This is a genomic window from Brucella lupini (assembly GCF_002252535.1).
Classification (GTDB): domain Bacteria; phylum Pseudomonadota; class Alphaproteobacteria; order Rhizobiales; family Rhizobiaceae; genus Brucella; species Brucella anthropi.
The window spans coordinates 1-17,014 of sequence record NZ_NNRN01000039.1 but is presented as its reverse complement, the minus strand read 5'-3'; the positions used below and the strand labels follow the sequence as shown (position 1 = coordinate 17,014).

Here is a 17,014-nt window from a genome sequence, read left to right as displayed (position 1 = left end):
CAATGGTTCGGGAAGCCCGGCTGGAATCAGGAAAGGTTCTTACGTCGCTCGATTTCTTCTTCCGATGGGTGGTCCATCGCAAAAGATCCGGTCTTGAGTTCGCCTGAACGCTGATAATTGGCAATGATGACGCCGCTGGGCGATGTGGTGGAGCTGACCAGCTTGAAGGCTGATGGCACGGATTGCCCGTCGAAGAGACGCTTACCTTTGCCAAGGATGACCGGATAGATCAACAGCCGCAACTCATCGACCAGATCGCTGGCAAGTAACTGATGGACCAGTTCGCTGCTGCCCGAGACTGACAGGTCAGGGCCTTCGGTGGCCTTGATGGCTCTCAATGAGGCGATGATATCGTCGCCCAGCAGTTCACTGTTCTGCCAGTTCAGGCTTTCCGGCCTGTGCGTCGCGACATATTTCGTTACATCATTGAACATTCTGGCGATCTCGCCTTCGCCGGATACGAAGCCGGGGTCGTTGGGGTCTGTTACCTGATGCGGCCAGTGGGCAGCAAAAATATCGTAGGTACGTCTGCCCAAAAGCAGGTCGAACGGCTTGGAAAAGCTTTCACCCATGGCTCCGGCAACCACATCGTCCCAATAGGGCACTGTCCAGCCGCCATATTCGAATTGGCCGGTACGATCTTCCTCCGGCCCACCCGGCGCCTGCATCACGCCGTCGAGGCTCAGGAACGTTCCAACAATGATCCGTCGCATGATTTTCCTCCCAGAAAGCCCGCCACGCGGGGCCTACCTTACAAGGTAGGGGCGGATCAGGATAGATGCGGGCTGTCAGGAGGTATTTCTGCTGCCTTGCGCCTCTTGCCCTCTAGAAACGATGCCAGATCGTCGCTTTGTTTTTCTGCCAGCCGTTTCGGTGCAGCAGGGGTGTGTCGTCATCAGCCAGTGGCCAGCCGATGCACAGATAGAGGCTGAAGTGCCAGCTGGGCGGAGTCTTGAAAAGCGTTTCCATTGCATGTGGACCGAGAATGGAAACCATACCGACGCCAAGCCCGAACGATCTTGCCGCCAGATTGAGATTCTGGACCGCCATTGCCGTGCTGTGCTCCAGGGTAATGGCCATGGATTGTCTGCCGAGGCCTTGCCCTTCGACGGGCGCAGTCTCGGTAAAAATGGCAAGCTGCACTGGAGCAACGCTGATGCCTTCCAGTTTCAAATCGCGGTAATGCTCTGCGCGCGCCCCTTCATAGATTTGTGCGGCCGACCGGTTGGCTTCCAGAAAGTTGTCATACACCGCTGCACGTATTGCAGCAGTTTCAACTGAAATCACGCGCCAGGGGCGGGCATTGCCGACGGAGGGAGCATAATCCATCGCTTCGTGCAAAGCATCGATGATTCCGCCGTCTATGGCTCTATCGCTGAAGTGACGGACATCGCGCCGCCATTTCAGCAATTCGAAGAAAGCGTCGCGTTCGGAGGGAGAAAACTGCATCGACTGCCAAATCTGTTGGTCGGATTAACCGGCTTGAAGCTTGATCCTGTCGGGACGACAATCCAGAAACAAAAAAGCCCGCTTGCGCGGGCTTTTTGAGGTGCTTCTGGACCTTGGTAGTGGTCTGAAGACTTGGAAATGGTGCCCAGAAGAGGACTCGAACCTCCACGCCCTTGCGAGCGCCAGCACCTGAAGCTGGTGCGTCTACCAATTCCGCCATCTGGGCGACGAGGACCCATCTAAGGGGTCGACCTGTCTCTGTCAATCGCGTTTTCGACATTCAGCCAGCTTTTTTTCAGCCAATGCTTTTTTCGCGTTGAAATGAGGGACGAGCGCGCTGGCGCGCCCGACGAATTCACAGCCAAACAGCTATCAGGCTTCGAGAATTTCCTTCGAAGCGACAGTCGAATCGGCATTGAGCCGATAAACGACCGGAACACCGGTGTTGAGCTCCTGCTTGAGAATCTGTTCCGGTGTCAGACCATCGAGCGCCATGATCAGTGCGCGGAGCGAATTGCCGTGGGCTGCAACCAGAACGGTTTCGCCGCGCAGCACGTGTGGCTGCACCGTGTGCAGATAGTACGGCCAAACGCGCGCGCCGGTATCCTTCAGGCTTTCGCCGCCCGGAGGCGGGACGTCGTAGGAACGGCGCCAGATATGGACCTGTTCCTCGCCCCACTTGGCGCGGGCATCATCCTTGTTGAGGCCGGACAGATCGCCATAGTCGCGCTCGTTCAGGGCCTGATCGCGGATCGTCTTGAGATCAGACTGACCGAGCTGGTCCAGAATGTGCTGGCAGGTCACCTGCGCACGCGACAGCGCAGACGTATAGGCGATGTCGAACTTCAGACCGGCAGCTTTCAGGCGCTGGCCTGCGGCCTTGGCCTCGGCATGGCCCTGTTCGGTCAGGCCCGGATCGCGCCATCCGGTGAAGAGGTTCTTGAGGTTCCACTCGCTTTGACCGTGGCGGACCAGGACGAGAGTACGAGACATATGCAACGCTCCGTTAGAGAGCGCATCCCGAAAAGTGTGAAGCGGTTTTCGGATAAGATGCGCGATAAGACAAAACTCTGGAGAGCTGATCTGAACAGGTCGGATCGGCGCTCCGGTGGAAACGATCAGTCGTTCAGCCCGAGAACATCGAGCATCGAATAGAGACCGGGCTTTTTGCCATGGGCCCAGAGTGCAGCCTTGATGGCACCACGTGCAAACACCGACCGGTCTTCGGCATGATGGGAGAGAACGACGCGTTCACCGGGACCGGCCAGAATCACCGAATGATCGCCGATGACCGAACCGCCGCGCAATGTTGCAAAGCCGATGGAGCCGGTTTCGCGCGGGCCGGTATAACCGTCACGCACGCGCACGCTGTTTTCCGCCAATGCAATGTCGCGCCCCTTCGCTGCCGCTTCGCCGAGAAGCAGCGCGGTGCCGGACGGTGCATCGACCTTGTGCTTGTGATGCATCTCGAGAATTTCGATGTCGAAATCCGCAGGATCGAGCGCTTGGGCTGCTTTCTGCACCAGAACGGACAGAAGATTGACGCCGAGGCTCATATTGCCGGATTTGACGATGGTGGCATGGCGGGCGGCGGCGCGGATTTTCTCGTCGTCTTCAGCCGAGCAGCCCGTCGTGCCGATGACGTGCACGATGCGCGCTTGCGCAGCAAGCCCTGCAAATTCCACGCTTGCCGCAGGGCTTGTGAAATCGAGGACGCCCTGCGCCTTGGCAAAGACCGGCAACGGATCGTCGGTGATTGTCACGCCGAGCGGGCCAATGCCGGTGACTTCGCCCGCATCCCTGCCGAGAAGTGGCGAGCTGGAGCGTTCGATGGCACCGACCAGTTTCGCGCCTTCGATGGTCTGGATGGTCCGGATCAACGTCTGGCCCATGCGTCCGCCAGCGCCGACGACGACGAGGCCCACTTCGCTGTTCTGCGTTTCTCCGCTCATCGGGGTTCTCCTGTCCGCAATTCTTCTGCCGTTTTTTCGGTGATGATATCGCCGTTGCCGCTCTGCAATTGATAAAAGCGGGCATAAACGCCGTTCTGGATGCCGATCAGATCGTCGTGACGCCCTTCTTCCACCACACGACCAGCTTCCATCACCACGATGCGATTTGCATTGACCACCGTGGAAAGACGATGGGCAATCACGATTGTGGTGCGGTTCTGCATGATGCCTTCCAGCGCTTGCTGGACCCGCTTCTCCGATTCGTTGTCGAGGGCGGAAGTCGCTTCGTCGAGCAGGAGAACCGGCGCATTGCGCACGATGGCGCGAGCGATCGAGACGCGCTGGCGCTGGCCGCCAGAAAGCGTCACGCCGTTTTCGCCGACCGGCGTGTCGTAGCCCTGCGGCTGTTGCAGGATGAATTCATGCGCATGGGCAAGTTTCGCCGCCTCGATGATTTCCTCATCCGTCGCGTCCGGGCGGCCATAGCGGATATTGTCGGCAATGGTGCCTTCAAACAGATAGGGCTGCTGCGAGACATAGGCGATGGCATGGCGCAGCGACTGCTTCTTGACCTGTGCGATATCCTGTCCGTCGAACAGGATCTTGCCGCTGTCGAGATCGTAGAAGCGCTGGACAAGATTGATGAGCGTCGATTTGCCCGCGCCTGACGCGCCGACCACGGCAGTGGTTTCGCCCGCCTTGGCGACGAAGCTGACGCCGTGAAGCACCGGCGCGGTCTCGTTATAGGAGAAATAGATATCCTCGAAGCGGATTTCGCCAGGACCGGCTTTCAGTTCCACGGCGTTTGGAAGATCGCGCTGGCGCGGCTCTATATCCAGCACTTCATAGATCATGCGCGCATTGACGAGCGCCTTTTCCAGCCCGACCTGAAGGCGGGCGAGGCGGCGAGCCGGATCGTAGGCAAGCAGCATTGCGGTGATGAAGGCAAAGGTCGCGCCGGGAGGCTGCTGTTCGAGAATTGCGCGATAGCCGCTATAGGCCAGCACGCCGGAGACGGCAAAACCTGCCAGCATTTCAGAAATGGGCGTCGTGCGCTCGGAGACCTTGGCGATCTTGTTGCTGCGGCCTTCGGACTGGTCGATGAGCTTGCCGATCTTGGCGCGTAGCTGATCTTCCATCGTAAAGGCTTTGACGATGGCGATGCCCTGAATCGATTCCTGCATCGCACCCAGCAAATGGGAATTGAGATGCACGAGATCACGGGTGACGGAGCGAATGCGGCGTGAAATATAGGCAACGGCGAGAATAAGCGGCGGTCCGATCAGGAAAATCGCAACGGACAGAACCGGGTCCATGTAGAACATCATGCCGACGAGACCGACGAGTGAGATGAAATCGCGCGCGATCGACGAAATCGTCATGTTGAGCAGATCGCGAATGCCGGAAACGTTCTGATTGATCTGCGCTGCCAGATGACCGGAACGGGTGTCGTTATAGAAATCGAGACCGAGCTTCATCAGATGGTCGAAAATGCGCTTTTGGTAGCGCGCGACCAGATTGTTACCGATCTTGGCCAGTTCCACAGCCTGTATATAGCCGGAAATGCCACGCAATACGAAGATGGCCAGCAATGTGCCACAAATGACCCAGACCAGAGCGAGATTTTGCTCATAGAAGATCTTGTCGATCATCGGCTTCATCATATAGGCCAATGCGCCATTCGATCCGCCGACGATGAGCGATGCCAGAATGGCGATAATGTAATTCTTTTTATATTCGCGGACGTTTTCCGACATCATGCGCCGGATTACGCGGGTGGCTTCGCCCGTATCGATCTTCTTGTTTTTCTTCTTAAATAGACTCACGTGCAAAAGCGCTTTTTGTCTCTTAGCCCTCCGGCAGGTCCGGCGGCTATCGTTGAAAAATACGACTTCCCATACGGAAACGCTGCACTGAAAAAGCCATCGGCAATTTCAGTGCAGCGTTTCTATAACGTTATCCGTGCGGCTTGACCATCCTCAAGCTTTGCCGGTCAGAGCGGGATGTTTTTAAGCTGAACCATCATCCCGCTCTAAGTTTTTGTTTGAGCATGATTTTACCCGAAAACCGGTTCCCACTTTTCGGAATCATGCTCTAATGCGCCAGCGGCGTCCTTCGGTCGAAACTTCGAAACGGGCGGGGGCCTGCGCAAAGGCGGAAAGCCCTGTGAGGGCTGCAAGCTGGTGCGTGATCACGCGGACAGGAATGTCGCGCATGATGGCCTTGTGCGGGGCTTTGTCTTCGAATGCTTCGCGAAAAGCGCCGGACTTGAGCGCAGAAAGGATGCGCTGCGGAATGCCGCCGGAAAGATAGACACCGCCATGCGCCATGAAGATCAGCGCCAGATCGCCTGCAACGCGTCCGAGATAGGTGACGAACAGATGCAGGGTTTCTTCCGCCTGCGCATTGCTGCCATCGAGCCCTGCTGAAGTGATGTCGGCAGGTGTTTCCAGCGTTGGCGTCACCTTGTCGGCGGCGCATATGGCAAGATAGAGATTGCGCAGGCCGCGGCCGCACAGGATCTGTTCGCCAGCGACGCGGCCGTCGATGCGTTCGATATGCGGGAAGACCTGATAATCGCGTTCCGTGCGTGGGCCGATATCGATATGGCCGCCTTCGCCAGGCACCGGCACCCATGCATGGCGCGTGCGGACAAGACCGGCAACGCCAAGCCCCGTGCCCGGTCCGAGTACGACGCGGGTGGCAACCACTTCTTCCGGCTTGCCGCCAATCTGTTCCAGATGATCGCTGCCGAGAGACACGACGGCAAGCGCCTGCGCCTCGAAATCGTTCAGCACGGTCACGTCCTCGAAACCGAGATCGGCGATCATCTTCTTCGGGCGCACGACCCAGTCGCAATTGGTGAGGTCGATTTCGTCACCGTCGACGGGACCGGCCACGGCGAGAATTGCGGAGCGTGGCCGGATCGAAGTGTGATCAAGAATGGCGCTCTGTATCGCCTCATCGATGGTTGCATAATCCGCCGTCTGGAGAACGGGAAACTCCTTCGGCTCTGCATTGGAATCCACCAGGATAGCAAAGCGGGCATTGGTGCCGCCGATATCGCCGACGAGTACTGGAAACCGGAACCCCTGTTCGACCAGCTCTATCTCTTTGTTTTCATGCATGTCTTTGTCCCAAAGCCGGTTCCCACTTTTGGGAGACATGCTGTAGTCGCCAGCATGCCCTCTCCCTGGTCATGTCTTCCGCCCGCGGTGGTCTTCCGCGGGCGAGCCTGTCTTGTGCAGGATTAGAGCGCGTTTCGATCTGATTGGATCAGATCGGCGCTCTAATCATCTGTTTTTACGCGCATCTTTTCCGAAAACCATTTCACACTTTTCGGGATGCGCTCTAATCAAGCGCCTTGATCAGCTTTTCCGCTGTCGCGCGATTGAGCGCCATTGGAATATCGTAGACGCTGCCAAGGCGTGTCAGCGCCTTCACATCGACATCGTGCGGAAGCGGGGACAGCGGGTCGATGAAGAAGATGAGCACTTCCACCGTGCCTTCTGCGATCATCGCGCCGATCTGCTGGTCTCCGCCGAGCGGCCCACTTTTCACACGCTGAATGCTGAGTGAAGGACAGGCATCCAGAATGAGGCTGCCAGTTGTCCCCGTCGCCACGATGTCAAAGCGGGCCAAAGCCTGCTCATGCGCTTTGGCGAAGGCGACCATGTCATCCTTCTTCTGGTCGTGGGCGATCAATGCGATGCGCAGGCGTTCCGTCATGAATGAGCAACCTTACGAGTTGATAACCTTGTCATTAGCATTCTAAATCGTTTTAAATCTATAGCGAAGTGCCAAAGACCTGAAAAGCGCTAAAAGCCGTTACTGCACGCCGTAGGTGACATCCGCAACCGAATTCGGCGCAGGGCCGTTGAGGACGGCGGCACAGGCCTTCGGCAGATCGGAAACCATCACCGGACGCGGCTTTTTCGGCGGTTCCTTCGACGGTTTTGCAGGTTTCCATGGCTCGTCGGTAAACCACCAGGCGAGCGACTTGTCACAACCGTCGCCAGCAGCCACTTTCGGCTGTCCCTTGCATTGAGGCGAACCGGGCTGGCAGGTCAGGCGCACATGGAAATGGTAGAAGTGCCCCCAATAGGGGCGAACCTTGCCGAGCCAGCTTCGGTCGCCCGTCACTGTGTCGCAAAGCTGCTTCTTGATGCCCGGATGCACGAAGATGCGCTCGACTTCCGGATAGCTTGCGGCATGCTTGATGAGGGCCGTGCGGGCAGGGGTCCATTTTTTCGGGTCCACATAAAGCGAATCCGGCTTCAGCATCGAAACGGCGGAAACGCTCTCGCGTTCGGCATCGGAAAACCGCTTTTTCGGCATCGGTGTCAGCCAGATATCTGCATCGAGGCCGACCTGATGCGAGGCATGACCGGTGAGCATCGGGCCGCCGCGCGGCTGCGAGATGTCACCGACGAGCAGGCCGGGCCAGCCGTCCTGTGCTGCATCGCGGGACAGTTTTTCCAGAAGACCGATCATGCGCGGATGACCCCAGCGGCGATTGCGCGAAAGGCGCATGACCTGCCAGTTCGGTCCATCCGTCGGCAATGCCACAGCACCGGCGAGGCATCCTTTGGCATAAAAGCCGATGGACTGCGGCTGCTGCGCCAGCACAGGAAGCCTTTCACCGCCGAAAGCCTGTTTGGCCGGCATGTCTTCCGCCATGGCCATTGGCGCGAAGTCGGGTGCGATCATTGCGGCCAGCGAAGCTGCGAGAATGATCTTCTTCAATCTGTTTGCGATCATGGGGCAGTTCCATGTTTTGCCTACAGCATCGTCTTTCCGAAAATCGATTTCGATTTTCGGAAAGACGATGCGTAGATTCGATCGGTTAGAGCATCCTTTGTGCGTCCATATGGACGCATGGCGCTCTAGGGGCTGCGGCTGCGAATCAAGGCAACCGGATTGCGGGTATTATGCTGTGTCCACGGCAGGGCTTCAATGGCGGTCGACAGTTTGTGCTGCCGACCGCCATTTCCCTCAGCTCTTTCGTAGCCTTGCAAGCATGGCCAGAACCAGCAACGGCATGAAGGTGCAGAAGGTGATCAATGGCCAGGCAGTATCGCCAGGCAGGAAAATGACCAGTGCGGTTCCTGCGAGACTGACGATCAGGCTCTGAACACAGAAATAGACAGCGACCGCCATGCCCGCATTGTCGTCAAAAGCTGCAAGCGCACCATTTGCCGTCATCGATGCGGTGAGAACGATCCCGATAGCGGCAAGCCACATCGGGACGATGAGGCTTGTGAATGATGGTTGCAGCAGTGTCTCTCCCGCCAGAAGCAGGAGCGCGCTGGCAAGGAGCACGACCATGCCAAGGGCCACGCTAGTACGGGCACCCCATTTCTGCGTCTGGCGCGGCAGGATGCGCGTGGCGGCGATCATGACGCCGGCAACGCTTGCGAAGGCAAGGCTGAATCCTGTTTCACCGAAGCCGCTGCGTTCGATCAGAATGCGCGGTGCGGTAGAAAAGAATACGAAGAACGTGCCCATCGCCGTGGCAAAGCCGAGCGTGTAGGTCCAGAAGCGGAAATCCTTTATGATCCGCCCCAGACTGCCGGCGTTTGGCGCATCGCCGGTCGGTCGTGTCTCGTGCCAGTGGCGCAAGGCGCGCCATGTTGCGATGAGACCGAACAGGCCCAGCAATGCGAAGATTGTCCGCCATCCGAAACCCTTTGCAATCAGTGCACCGGCAATCGGGCCAAGCGCAGGGACGAAGGAAAGCATGGCGCTGAAAAGGCCGTAGATCGTCGCGCCTTCGGGACGCGTCGCATAGACGTCGCGCACCGTTGCGAAAGTGGCGACAAGTGCCGCCGAGGCGCCCGTTGCCTGTACGAAGCGAAGCGCCACGAATAGCGCGGCATTGTCGGTAATCGCCAGCGCGAAGGACGAAAGGGCGAAAACCAATCCGCCACCAAGCAGGATGGGCCTGCGTCCGAAGCGGTCCGACAACGGGCCGAACAGCAGTTGCCCGACACCCAGCATCACCATGTAGAGGCTGAGCGTCAGCTGCACCATGGCGGGTGTCGTTTGCAGGATGGCGGGCATGGACGGCACGACCGGCAGGTAGATGTCCATGGCCAGCGAGGCGAGAATGTCGAAAGGGGCCATCAGCGCGAGCGCAAATGGCAGGGAGTAGCTCCAGCGTGGAGTTTGTTTGTTATCAAAAGGCATGACGAAGCATCCGCTCGAGAAAGAATTCGGGGGCGGCGATCTGCCTTCTTTACAACGCGTGTCTTATCCGAAAATCATTACACACTTTTCGGGATGCGCTTTAAGGGAAATTGGTCCGGGGCAGATGCCGCAACAGGTCGGAAAGGCTGTTGCGGCTTATCTGGTTGCGAGTTCGGTGCTGCTCATTCTGTTTTGTCCCGGTTCAATTGCGGACGCATTTTTAACAGCCGCATCTGAACAATGCAAATCAGTGCCAGCTATCGTCGCGCCACATCGCCGAAAAGGCGGTCTTGTAGTCGGGATAGGCAAATTCATAACCGAGATCCCTGATGCGCTGGTTGGAGACACGCTTGTTCTCGCCATAGAAGGAGCGCGCCATCGGCGTCATGTCGGCTTCCGCGAAGGGGACTTCCGGTGGCGGCGTCACGCCCATCAGTTCGGCTGCATAGGTGACGACATCCTGTGGCGGGCTTGGTTCATTGTCGGTGATATTGAAGATGCCGCCCGTGTTGGTCCCCGCCAGAAAACGCAGGCTACCGGCGATGTCATCTACGTGGATGCGGTTGAAGACCTGATTGTCTTTGATGATACGCCGTGCAGTACCGCGTTCCAGATTAATGAAGGCGTTGCGGCCCGGCCCGTAAATGCCGGAAAGACGCAAGATTGCGAGCGGCGTTCCGTGCCGTTCGCTCAATTGTCCCCATGCTTCTTCGGCTTCCACCCGCTCCAGACTGCGGCGGGACGCAGGCTTGCAGGGAGCAGTCTCGTCCACCCATTGGCCCTGATGGTCGCCATAGACGCCGACCGTCGACAGATAGCCGATCCAGCGAATGGTGTTGTCGGGGCGACGAAGCGCTTCTTCTACAACGGCGACCGCCGGGTCGCCGCTTTCGCCGGGCGAAATCGAAACGACCACATGGGTCGATTGGGCAAGCCGGTCCAGAAGGTCGGGCGAAGGTGTTTCACCGTCAAAGAGCATTGGCTTTATGCCCGCCTTTTCAAGGAGCGGGAATTTCTGCTCGTGCCGCGTTGTCCCGTCGATGCGTTCCGCCTCACCTGTCATCCTTTGAGCAAAGGCCTGGGCAGAATAACCGGCTCCGAACAGAAAAACGCGCATCAAACTTCCTCCATAGAGCGCCGTGCGCCCGTTGGGACGCACAAAGGACACTCTAATCCATTGAATCTACGCATCGTGCTTTCCCAAAATCGCTTCCGATTTTCGGGTCGATGCGGTGGTCCACTCTGCTTGCACCGTAGCATCCTCTTCCGATGAGGCCAGACGTTTCTGCATTTCAGCCACACGGTCGGGATTGGCCAATTGCTTCAAGGCCCATATTGCTGCGCCGCGCACGACAGGCGCTTCGTCTTCCAGCAGTCGTTCGACATCTGGCAGAAGCGTTTTATCACCGGAATTACCGGTGGCGATCAGCACATTGCGGAGGAAGCGGTCGCGCCCGATCCGTTTCACCGGGGAACCCGAAAACAAAGTGCGGAAAGCGGGGTCATCCAGTGTCAACAGGTCGGCCAGACGCGGCGCTTTCAGATCGTCGCGGGCTTTCAGCTTCATTTCGCTGGTTGCCTGCGCAAACTTGTTCCAAGGGCAGACGGAAAGGCAGTCATCGCAGCCATAGATGCGGTTGCCCATGACTTTACGGAATTCGTGCGGGATCGGCCCCTTGTTCTCGATGGTGAGATAGGAAATGCAGCGCCTTGCGTCGATGCGATAGGGCGAGGGGAAGGCCTTGGTCGGACAAGCGTCGAGGCAGGCGCGGCAGGAGCCGCAATGGTCGCGGTCAGGCGCGTCGGGCGGAATTTCCGCCGTTGTGAAGATGGAGCCGAGGAATAGCCACGAGCCAAGCTCGCGGCTTACCAGATTGGTGTGCTTTCCCTGCCAGCCGAGCCCCGCGGCCTCAGCCAGCGGCTTTTCCATGACGGGCGCGGTGTCGACGAAGACTTTGACATCCTGTCCGGCGCGCGCGGCAAAACGGCTCGCCACATGCTTGAGCTTGCCCTTGATGATGTCGTGATAGTCGCGGTTTTGCGCGTAGACCGATATGGCCGCGCGATCCTGTTGCTCCAGAATGGCGAGCGGGTTGGCATCCGGCCCGTAATTCATCGCCAGCATCATGATGGAACGGACTTCCGGCCACAGCACGCTTGGATCGCTGCGGCGCGCCTCGGTTTCCTCCATCCATTCCATGTCGGCGTGGTGGCCATCGGCAATATATTGGCGCAGCCGTTCGGGCGCTTGCGGAATTGCATCCGGCGTAGTGAAGGCGACGGCATCGAAACCGACCGCCTTCGCCTCTTCGATCAGGAAGCGCTTCAGCTTTTCGGTTTTCGAATTAGAAGTCGAGGTCGCCATAATGGGCCACCGGGGCAAGCCCGCGCACGCGGTCAGAAAGCAATGGGCGGAAGGCCGGACGCGATTTCATGCGTGCATACCAGTCACGCGCCGCTTTGGTTTCGCCCCACTCGATTTCGCCGAGATAGTCCAGCACGGAAATGCATGCTGCAGCAGCCATGTCGGCATAGCTTGGATGCGCGCCACCCAGCCAGTCGCGTGTCGCGGCCAGCCAGTCGATATATTTCATGTGCTGGCGGATATTGGTGCGGGCGGCGCGGATAGCGGTCGAATCCGGCGCGCTACCGCCCATTTCGGCGGCCATCTGCAGCTTGAACACACGTTCGCGCGCGATGTGGCGTGTGACTTCATTTTCGAATTTCAGCAGAAACCAGTCAACGAGGCGGCGCACTTCGGCGCGCTCCATCGGGCTTTCCGGCAGAAGGCGGCGGCTGCGTTTCAAAGCGCCACGGGTTTCGTCCAGATATTCGGCAATCACCGTCGCGCCGACGACCGGAAGGTCATTTTCAGCCAGAAGAACGGGCAGGGTGCCCGCCGGGTTCAGCGCCAGAAATTCTTTGCGACGTGACCACGGTCGTTCCTCGATCAACTCCGCTTCAACGCCATACTCGCCGAGGATGAGCCGCACATAGCGCGAACCCGAAGACATGGGATGATGAAAAAGCGTAAGCATGATCGACGCGATACTCTCGACTGAAGCTTGAATTGAACGTCCGGAGATAGCACGGCGGCTGGCGTTTGCGCATGCAGCAGGCTATTCCTGCTACCGAGCGATTCGACACCGCCTCAACGGAATATAAAGTCTATAAGGGCTATGTCTGCGTGAGACAAGCAATCGCTGGAAGTGCTCGTTTTTGCCTCGGCAACCGCAATCGCGGCCCGGTCTTGCTGCCATCATGGTGCCCAATATTCTAAGGTGCTGACTTCATGGATGTTTTTAATCTGCTGGAAGCCGCGTTTCTCGGTCTTATCGAAGGCTTGACCGAATTTATCCCGGTTTCCTCCACCGGGCATTTGCTGCTGATCGGCCATTTTCTTGGTTTTGAATCCACAGGAAAAACCTTCGAGGTTCTGATCCAGCTTGGTGCCATTCTGGCCATCTTGACCGTCTATTCGGCAAAACTTTTGAAAATCCTGACCGATTTTCCCCGCGATGCCCGCACGCGGCGCTTCGTCTTTGGCATTCTGGTTGCCTTCCTGCCCGCTGCCGTCATCGGCGCGCTGGCGCACGGCTTCATCAAAAGCGTGCTGTTTGAAACGCCGATGCTTGTCTGCATCATGCTCATCATCGGCGGTTTCATCCTGCTCTGGGTGGACCAGCTCAATCTGCGTCCGCGCTATCATGATGTGATGGATTATCCGCTGCCCATGTGCCTCGCCATCGGCTTCATCCAGTGCCTGGCCATGATACCAGGCGTGTCGCGCTCCGGCTCCACCATTGTCGGCTCGCTTCTGCTGGGGGCCGACAAGCGCTCGGCGGCGGAGTTTTCGTTCTTCCTCGCTATGCCGACCATGGCAGGCGCTTTTGCCTATGACCTCTACAAGAGCCGCAATATCCTGTCGCTCAACGACGGTGCGCTGATCGGGGTCGGCTTCGTAATGGCTTTCATCTCGGGCGTTTTCGTCGTGCGCTATCTGCTGGACTATGTGTCCCGCCACGGCTTCAAGCTGTTCGGCTGGTGGCGCCTGATCGTCGGGTCGGTGGGGTTGGCTGCGCTTCTCGTCTGGGGATGAACGTCGTCAAATTCAGACAAAGTTCGGCGTATAAAAAGTCGGGCAAAAGAAAAGGGGCCTTTCGGCCCCTTGTTCATTTTCCGATGAGCGGAATGTCTCACGCAAAACCGGTTTTGGTGTACTGGCCGGCAACGCGGTAGCGCCACAGATAGGATGGCAGCACGGCGTCGACGCCTTCCGGCGTGATGCCCATGCCTTCCAGCGTGCGGCCTTCCTTGATCGCCTTTTCGGAAACGACATTGTCGAATTTCAACAGCGTCACCTGATCGTTGGTGAGCATCGGGTTCGGCAGCAGGCCGAGGATCGATGCCTGCAAACGGGCAACCCACCAGGGCATGGAAATGATGAGGCGCTTGCGGGCGATAACGCCGAGCATGTCCTTCATCCAGTTCTTGAACGGCTGCACATCCGGGCCGCCGAGTTCATAGACGCCACCCGGCATCAGCTTGCCATCGACGGCGCGGGCGACGGCTTCCGCAACGTCACCGACATAGACCGGCTGGAGCTTCGTTTCGCCGCCGCCGATAGCTGGCAGGAACGGCGAGAAGCGCGCCATGTTGGCGAAGCGGTTGAAGAAGCGGTCTTCAGGACCGAAAATGATCGAAGGGCGCAGGATGACGCTTTCCGGCAGAACGGAAAGAACTGCGTTTTCGCCTTCGCCCTTGGTGCGTGCGTAATCCGATGGCGAATTGACGTCGGCTGCGAGCGAGGACAGATGCGTCATGCGAATACCTGCGGCCTTGGCGGCTTCGGCGATGTTCTTCGCGCCCAGCACCTGAACGGTGTTGAAACGCTGGCGACCGCTTTCAGCAAGGATGCCGACGAGGTTCACGACATGGTCGGAACCCTTGACGACATGTTCGACCGAAGCGCGGTTGCGGACATTGGCCTGCACCATCTGTATCTGGCCGACGTTGCCGAGCGGAGCCATGTAATAGGCAACTTCCGGCTTGCGCACGGCAACGCGCACGCGATAGCCGCGCTTGGTAAGACTTGCGACGACCGCGCGCCCGACAAAGCCGGAGCCGCCGAAAACGGTGACCAGTTTCGGCCTGTTGTGGACTTCGTTCGGTTCGGTCTTCATCCTAAACTCCTGCATGAAAGCCAGCTGCGCCGCTTGCAATGAGCGGCGGCGATGCGTCTATATTGCCGGTGATTTATCGCCTTTTGGCCACAAGGCAAAGGGGACTTGTTGTCACGATCATGATAGCAGGACTTTTTCCCGTGTTCGTTTTTTTGTTTCAGCGTGATCTTATCCGAAAACCGCTTTGAGATTCCGCTTCTTGCTGTTAAATCGCGCGCATGAGCACACCACTTGACCATATTCGCAATTTTTCGATCGTCGCCCATATCGACCACGGCAAATCGACGCTGGCCGACCGCCTCATTCAGTTGACCGGCGGGCTGGACACGCGCGAGATGAAGGATCAGGTTCTCGACTCGATGGATATCGAGCGCGAGCGCGGCATCACCATCAAGGCGCAGACCGTCCGTCTCAGCTACAAGGCGAAGAACGGCGAAGATTATGTGCTGAACCTGATCGACACGCCCGGACACGTCGACTTTGCCTATGAAGTCTCGCGCTCGCTGGCTGCGTGCGAAGGTTCACTTCTGGTGGTGGACGCCTCTCAGGGCGTGGAAGCGCAGACGCTGGCCAATGTCTATCAGGCCATCGACAACAACCATGAAATCGTGGTTGTGCTGAACAAGATCGACCTGCCCGCTGCCGAGCCTGAGCGCGTCAAGCAGCAGATCGAGGAAGTGATCGGCATTGATGCGGCGCAGGCCGTGCACATTTCTGCCAAGACCGGCATCGGCATTGAGGATGTGCTGGAAGCCATCGTCACGCAATTGCCCGCGCCGAAGGAAGGCGACCGCAATGCGCCGCTCAAGGCCATGCTGGTCGATAGCTGGTATGACAGCTATCTTGGCGTTATCGTTCTGGTGCGCATCATTGATGGCGTCCTGAAAAAGGGCCAGACCATCCGCATGATGGGCACGGGCGCGAAATATCCGGTGGAACGCACCGGCGTGTTCACGCCGAAGATGGTTCAGGTGGACGAACTCGGTCCCGGCGAGCTTGGTTTCATCACCGCTTCGATCAAGGAAGTGGCCGACACCCGCGTCGGCGATACGATCACCGAAGATCGCCGCCCGACGAACAAGATGCTGTCTGGCTTCAAGCCCGCGCAGCCGGTCGTGTTCTGCGGCCTGTTCCCGGTCGATGCGGCGGATTTCGAGGACCTGCGCGCCGCCATGGGCAAGCTGCGCCTCAACGATGCGTCGTTCTCGTTCGAAATGGAAACCTCTGCTGCGCTTGGTTTCGGCTTCCGCTGCGGGTTCCTTGGCCTGCTGCATCTGGAAATCATCCAGGAACGTCTTGAGCGCGAGTTCAATCTCGACCTCATCACGACCGCGCCTTCGGTTGTCTACCGCCTGAACATGCAGGACGGATCGCAGAAAGAGCTGCACAACCCGGCCGATATGCCGGATGTGGTGAAGATCAATGCGATTGAAGAGCCATGGATTCGCGCGACCATCATGACGCCGGATGATTATCTCGGCGCGATCATGAAGCTCTGCCAGGAGCGCCGTGGTCTGCAGATTGATCTGACCTATGTTGGTCCCCGCGCCATGATCACCTATGATCTGCCGCTCAACGAAGTGGTGTTCGATTTCTACGACCGTCTGAAGTCGATCTCGAAGGGCTACGCTTCGTTCGACTACAATCTTTCGGATTACCGCGAGGGCGATCTGGTCAAGATGTCGATCCTCGTGAACGAGGAGCCGGTCGACGCGCTTTCGATGCTGGTGCACCGCTCGGCGGCGGAAAAGCGTGGCCGCGCGCTGTGCGAAAAGCTGAAGGAACTGATCCCGCAGCACATGTTCAAGATCCCGATCCAGGCGGCCATCGGCGGTCGTATTGTGGCGCGTGAGACGATCTCGGCGCTGCGCAAGGACGTGACGGCCAAGTGCTACGGCGGCGACGTGACGCGCAAGCGCAAACTTCTGGAAAAGCAGAAGGAAGGCAAGAAGCGCATGCGCCAGTTCGGCAAGGTCGAAATCCCGCAGGAGGCCTTCATTCAGGCGCTCAAGATGGGCGATGATTGATCTCAAGTTGTTTTAGGGGCGCTTCGGCGCCCTTTCTTTTTGAACTTTGACGATGCCAATTTCGTCCTCATCCTGAGGAGCCTTCTGAGCTTGCGAAGGAGGTGTCTCGAAGGACGAGGGCGACAGCGCTCCCTCAGCCCTTCGAGACGGCTCCCATGAGCTACGCTCAGGGTGGACTTGCCCTTATTTAGTGGAGAGGTTCTGTCACTAATTT

Annotated in this window: 15 protein-coding genes and 1 tRNA gene; 2 read left to right on the top strand and 14 right to left on the bottom strand. The window is 58.2% G+C overall.

What is annotated here, in order from left to right:
• Positions 1-26 precede the first annotated feature (26 nt).
• From CES86_RS07830 to CES86_RS07770, 13 genes are all read right to left on the bottom strand, one after another.
• Positions 27-713, bottom strand: a complete 687-nt coding sequence (locus CES86_RS07830; RefSeq protein WP_094514124.1) for a dihydrofolate reductase family protein — start codon at positions 711-713, stop codon at positions 27-29.
• Positions 714-825: 112 nt separating this feature from the next.
• Positions 826-1,449 carry a 5,6-dimethylbenzimidazole synthase gene (gene bluB / locus CES86_RS07825; protein ID WP_094514123.1) on the bottom strand — a complete coding sequence of 208 codons (624 nt, stop codon included), beginning with the start codon at positions 1,447-1,449 and terminating at the stop codon, positions 826-828.
• Between the two features lie 139 nt (positions 1,450-1,588).
• Positions 1,589-1,675: transfer RNA gene (locus tag CES86_RS07820), tRNA-Leu, on the bottom strand.
• A gap of 146 nt (positions 1,676-1,821) precedes the next feature.
• Positions 1,822-2,442 (bottom strand): 2,3-bisphosphoglycerate-dependent phosphoglycerate mutase, encoded by a 621-nt coding sequence (locus tag CES86_RS07815; RefSeq protein WP_010659395.1) that lies wholly within the window; start codon positions 2,440-2,442, stop codon positions 1,822-1,824.
• A gap of 125 nt (positions 2,443-2,567) precedes the next feature.
• On the bottom strand, positions 2,568-3,401 hold the full coding sequence (dapB, locus tag CES86_RS07810) for a 4-hydroxy-tetrahydrodipicolinate reductase (protein WP_012091426.1): 834 nt from the start codon (positions 3,399-3,401) through the stop codon (positions 2,568-2,570).
• Entirely contained in the window at positions 3,398-5,227 is a 1,830-nt protein-coding gene (locus CES86_RS07805; RefSeq protein ID WP_094514121.1) for an ABC transporter ATP-binding protein, read from the bottom strand. Before CES86_RS07805 ends, dapB begins: the two co-directional genes overlap by 4 nt.
• A 261-nt stretch (positions 5,228-5,488) precedes the next feature.
• Positions 5,489-6,529, bottom strand: a complete 1,041-nt coding sequence (locus tag CES86_RS07800) for a glucokinase (protein ID WP_094514119.1) — start codon at positions 6,527-6,529, stop codon at positions 5,489-5,491.
• A 223-nt stretch (positions 6,530-6,752) separates the two neighbouring features.
• Entirely contained in the window at positions 6,753-7,130 is a 378-nt protein-coding gene (locus tag CES86_RS07795) for a methylglyoxal synthase (RefSeq protein WP_010659399.1), read from the bottom strand.
• A gap of 99 nt (positions 7,131-7,229) precedes the next feature.
• Complete coding sequence (gene mepA, locus CES86_RS07790; RefSeq protein WP_094514117.1) at positions 7,230-8,162, bottom strand: penicillin-insensitive murein endopeptidase; 933 nt, start codon at positions 8,160-8,162, stop codon at positions 7,230-7,232.
• A 234-nt stretch (positions 8,163-8,396) separates the two neighbouring features.
• On the bottom strand, positions 8,397-9,590 hold the full coding sequence (gene cml, locus CES86_RS07785) for a CmlA/FloR family chloramphenicol efflux MFS transporter (RefSeq protein ID WP_094514116.1): 1,194 nt from the start codon (positions 9,588-9,590) through the stop codon (positions 8,397-8,399).
• A 247-nt stretch (positions 9,591-9,837) separates the two neighbouring features.
• Positions 9,838-10,707, bottom strand: a complete 870-nt coding sequence (locus tag CES86_RS07780) for an SDR family oxidoreductase (protein ID WP_071632557.1) — start codon at positions 10,705-10,707, stop codon at positions 9,838-9,840.
• Between the two features lie 66 nt (positions 10,708-10,773).
• Positions 10,774-11,955 (bottom strand): tRNA epoxyqueuosine(34) reductase QueG, encoded by a 1,182-nt coding sequence (queG, locus tag CES86_RS07775; RefSeq protein WP_094514114.1) that lies wholly within the window; start codon positions 11,953-11,955, stop codon positions 10,774-10,776.
• A complete protein-coding gene (locus tag CES86_RS07770; protein WP_010659404.1) occupies positions 11,936-12,628 on the bottom strand; it encodes a glutathione S-transferase family protein in 693 nt (230 codons plus the stop codon). Before CES86_RS07770 ends, queG begins: the two co-directional genes overlap by 20 nt.
• A 254-nt stretch (positions 12,629-12,882) precedes the next feature.
• On the opposite strand from CES86_RS07770, the gene CES86_RS07765 reads away from it, so the two are divergent.
• Complete coding sequence (locus CES86_RS07765; RefSeq protein ID WP_010659405.1) at positions 12,883-13,689, top strand: undecaprenyl-diphosphate phosphatase; 807 nt, start codon at positions 12,883-12,885, stop codon at positions 13,687-13,689.
• Positions 13,690-13,786: 97 nt separating this feature from the next.
• On the opposite strand, the gene CES86_RS07760 is transcribed toward CES86_RS07765, so the two are convergent.
• Entirely contained in the window at positions 13,787-14,773 is a 987-nt protein-coding gene (locus CES86_RS07760) for a complex I NDUFA9 subunit family protein (RefSeq protein ID WP_029929346.1), read from the bottom strand.
• Positions 14,774-14,991: 218 nt separating this feature from the next.
• Here CES86_RS07760 and lepA point away from each other — a divergent pair, with 218 nt between their 5' ends.
• Entirely contained in the window at positions 14,992-16,800 is a 1,809-nt protein-coding gene (lepA, locus tag CES86_RS07755; RefSeq protein ID WP_010659407.1) for a translation elongation factor 4, read from the top strand.
• Positions 16,801-17,014 lie beyond the last annotated feature (214 nt).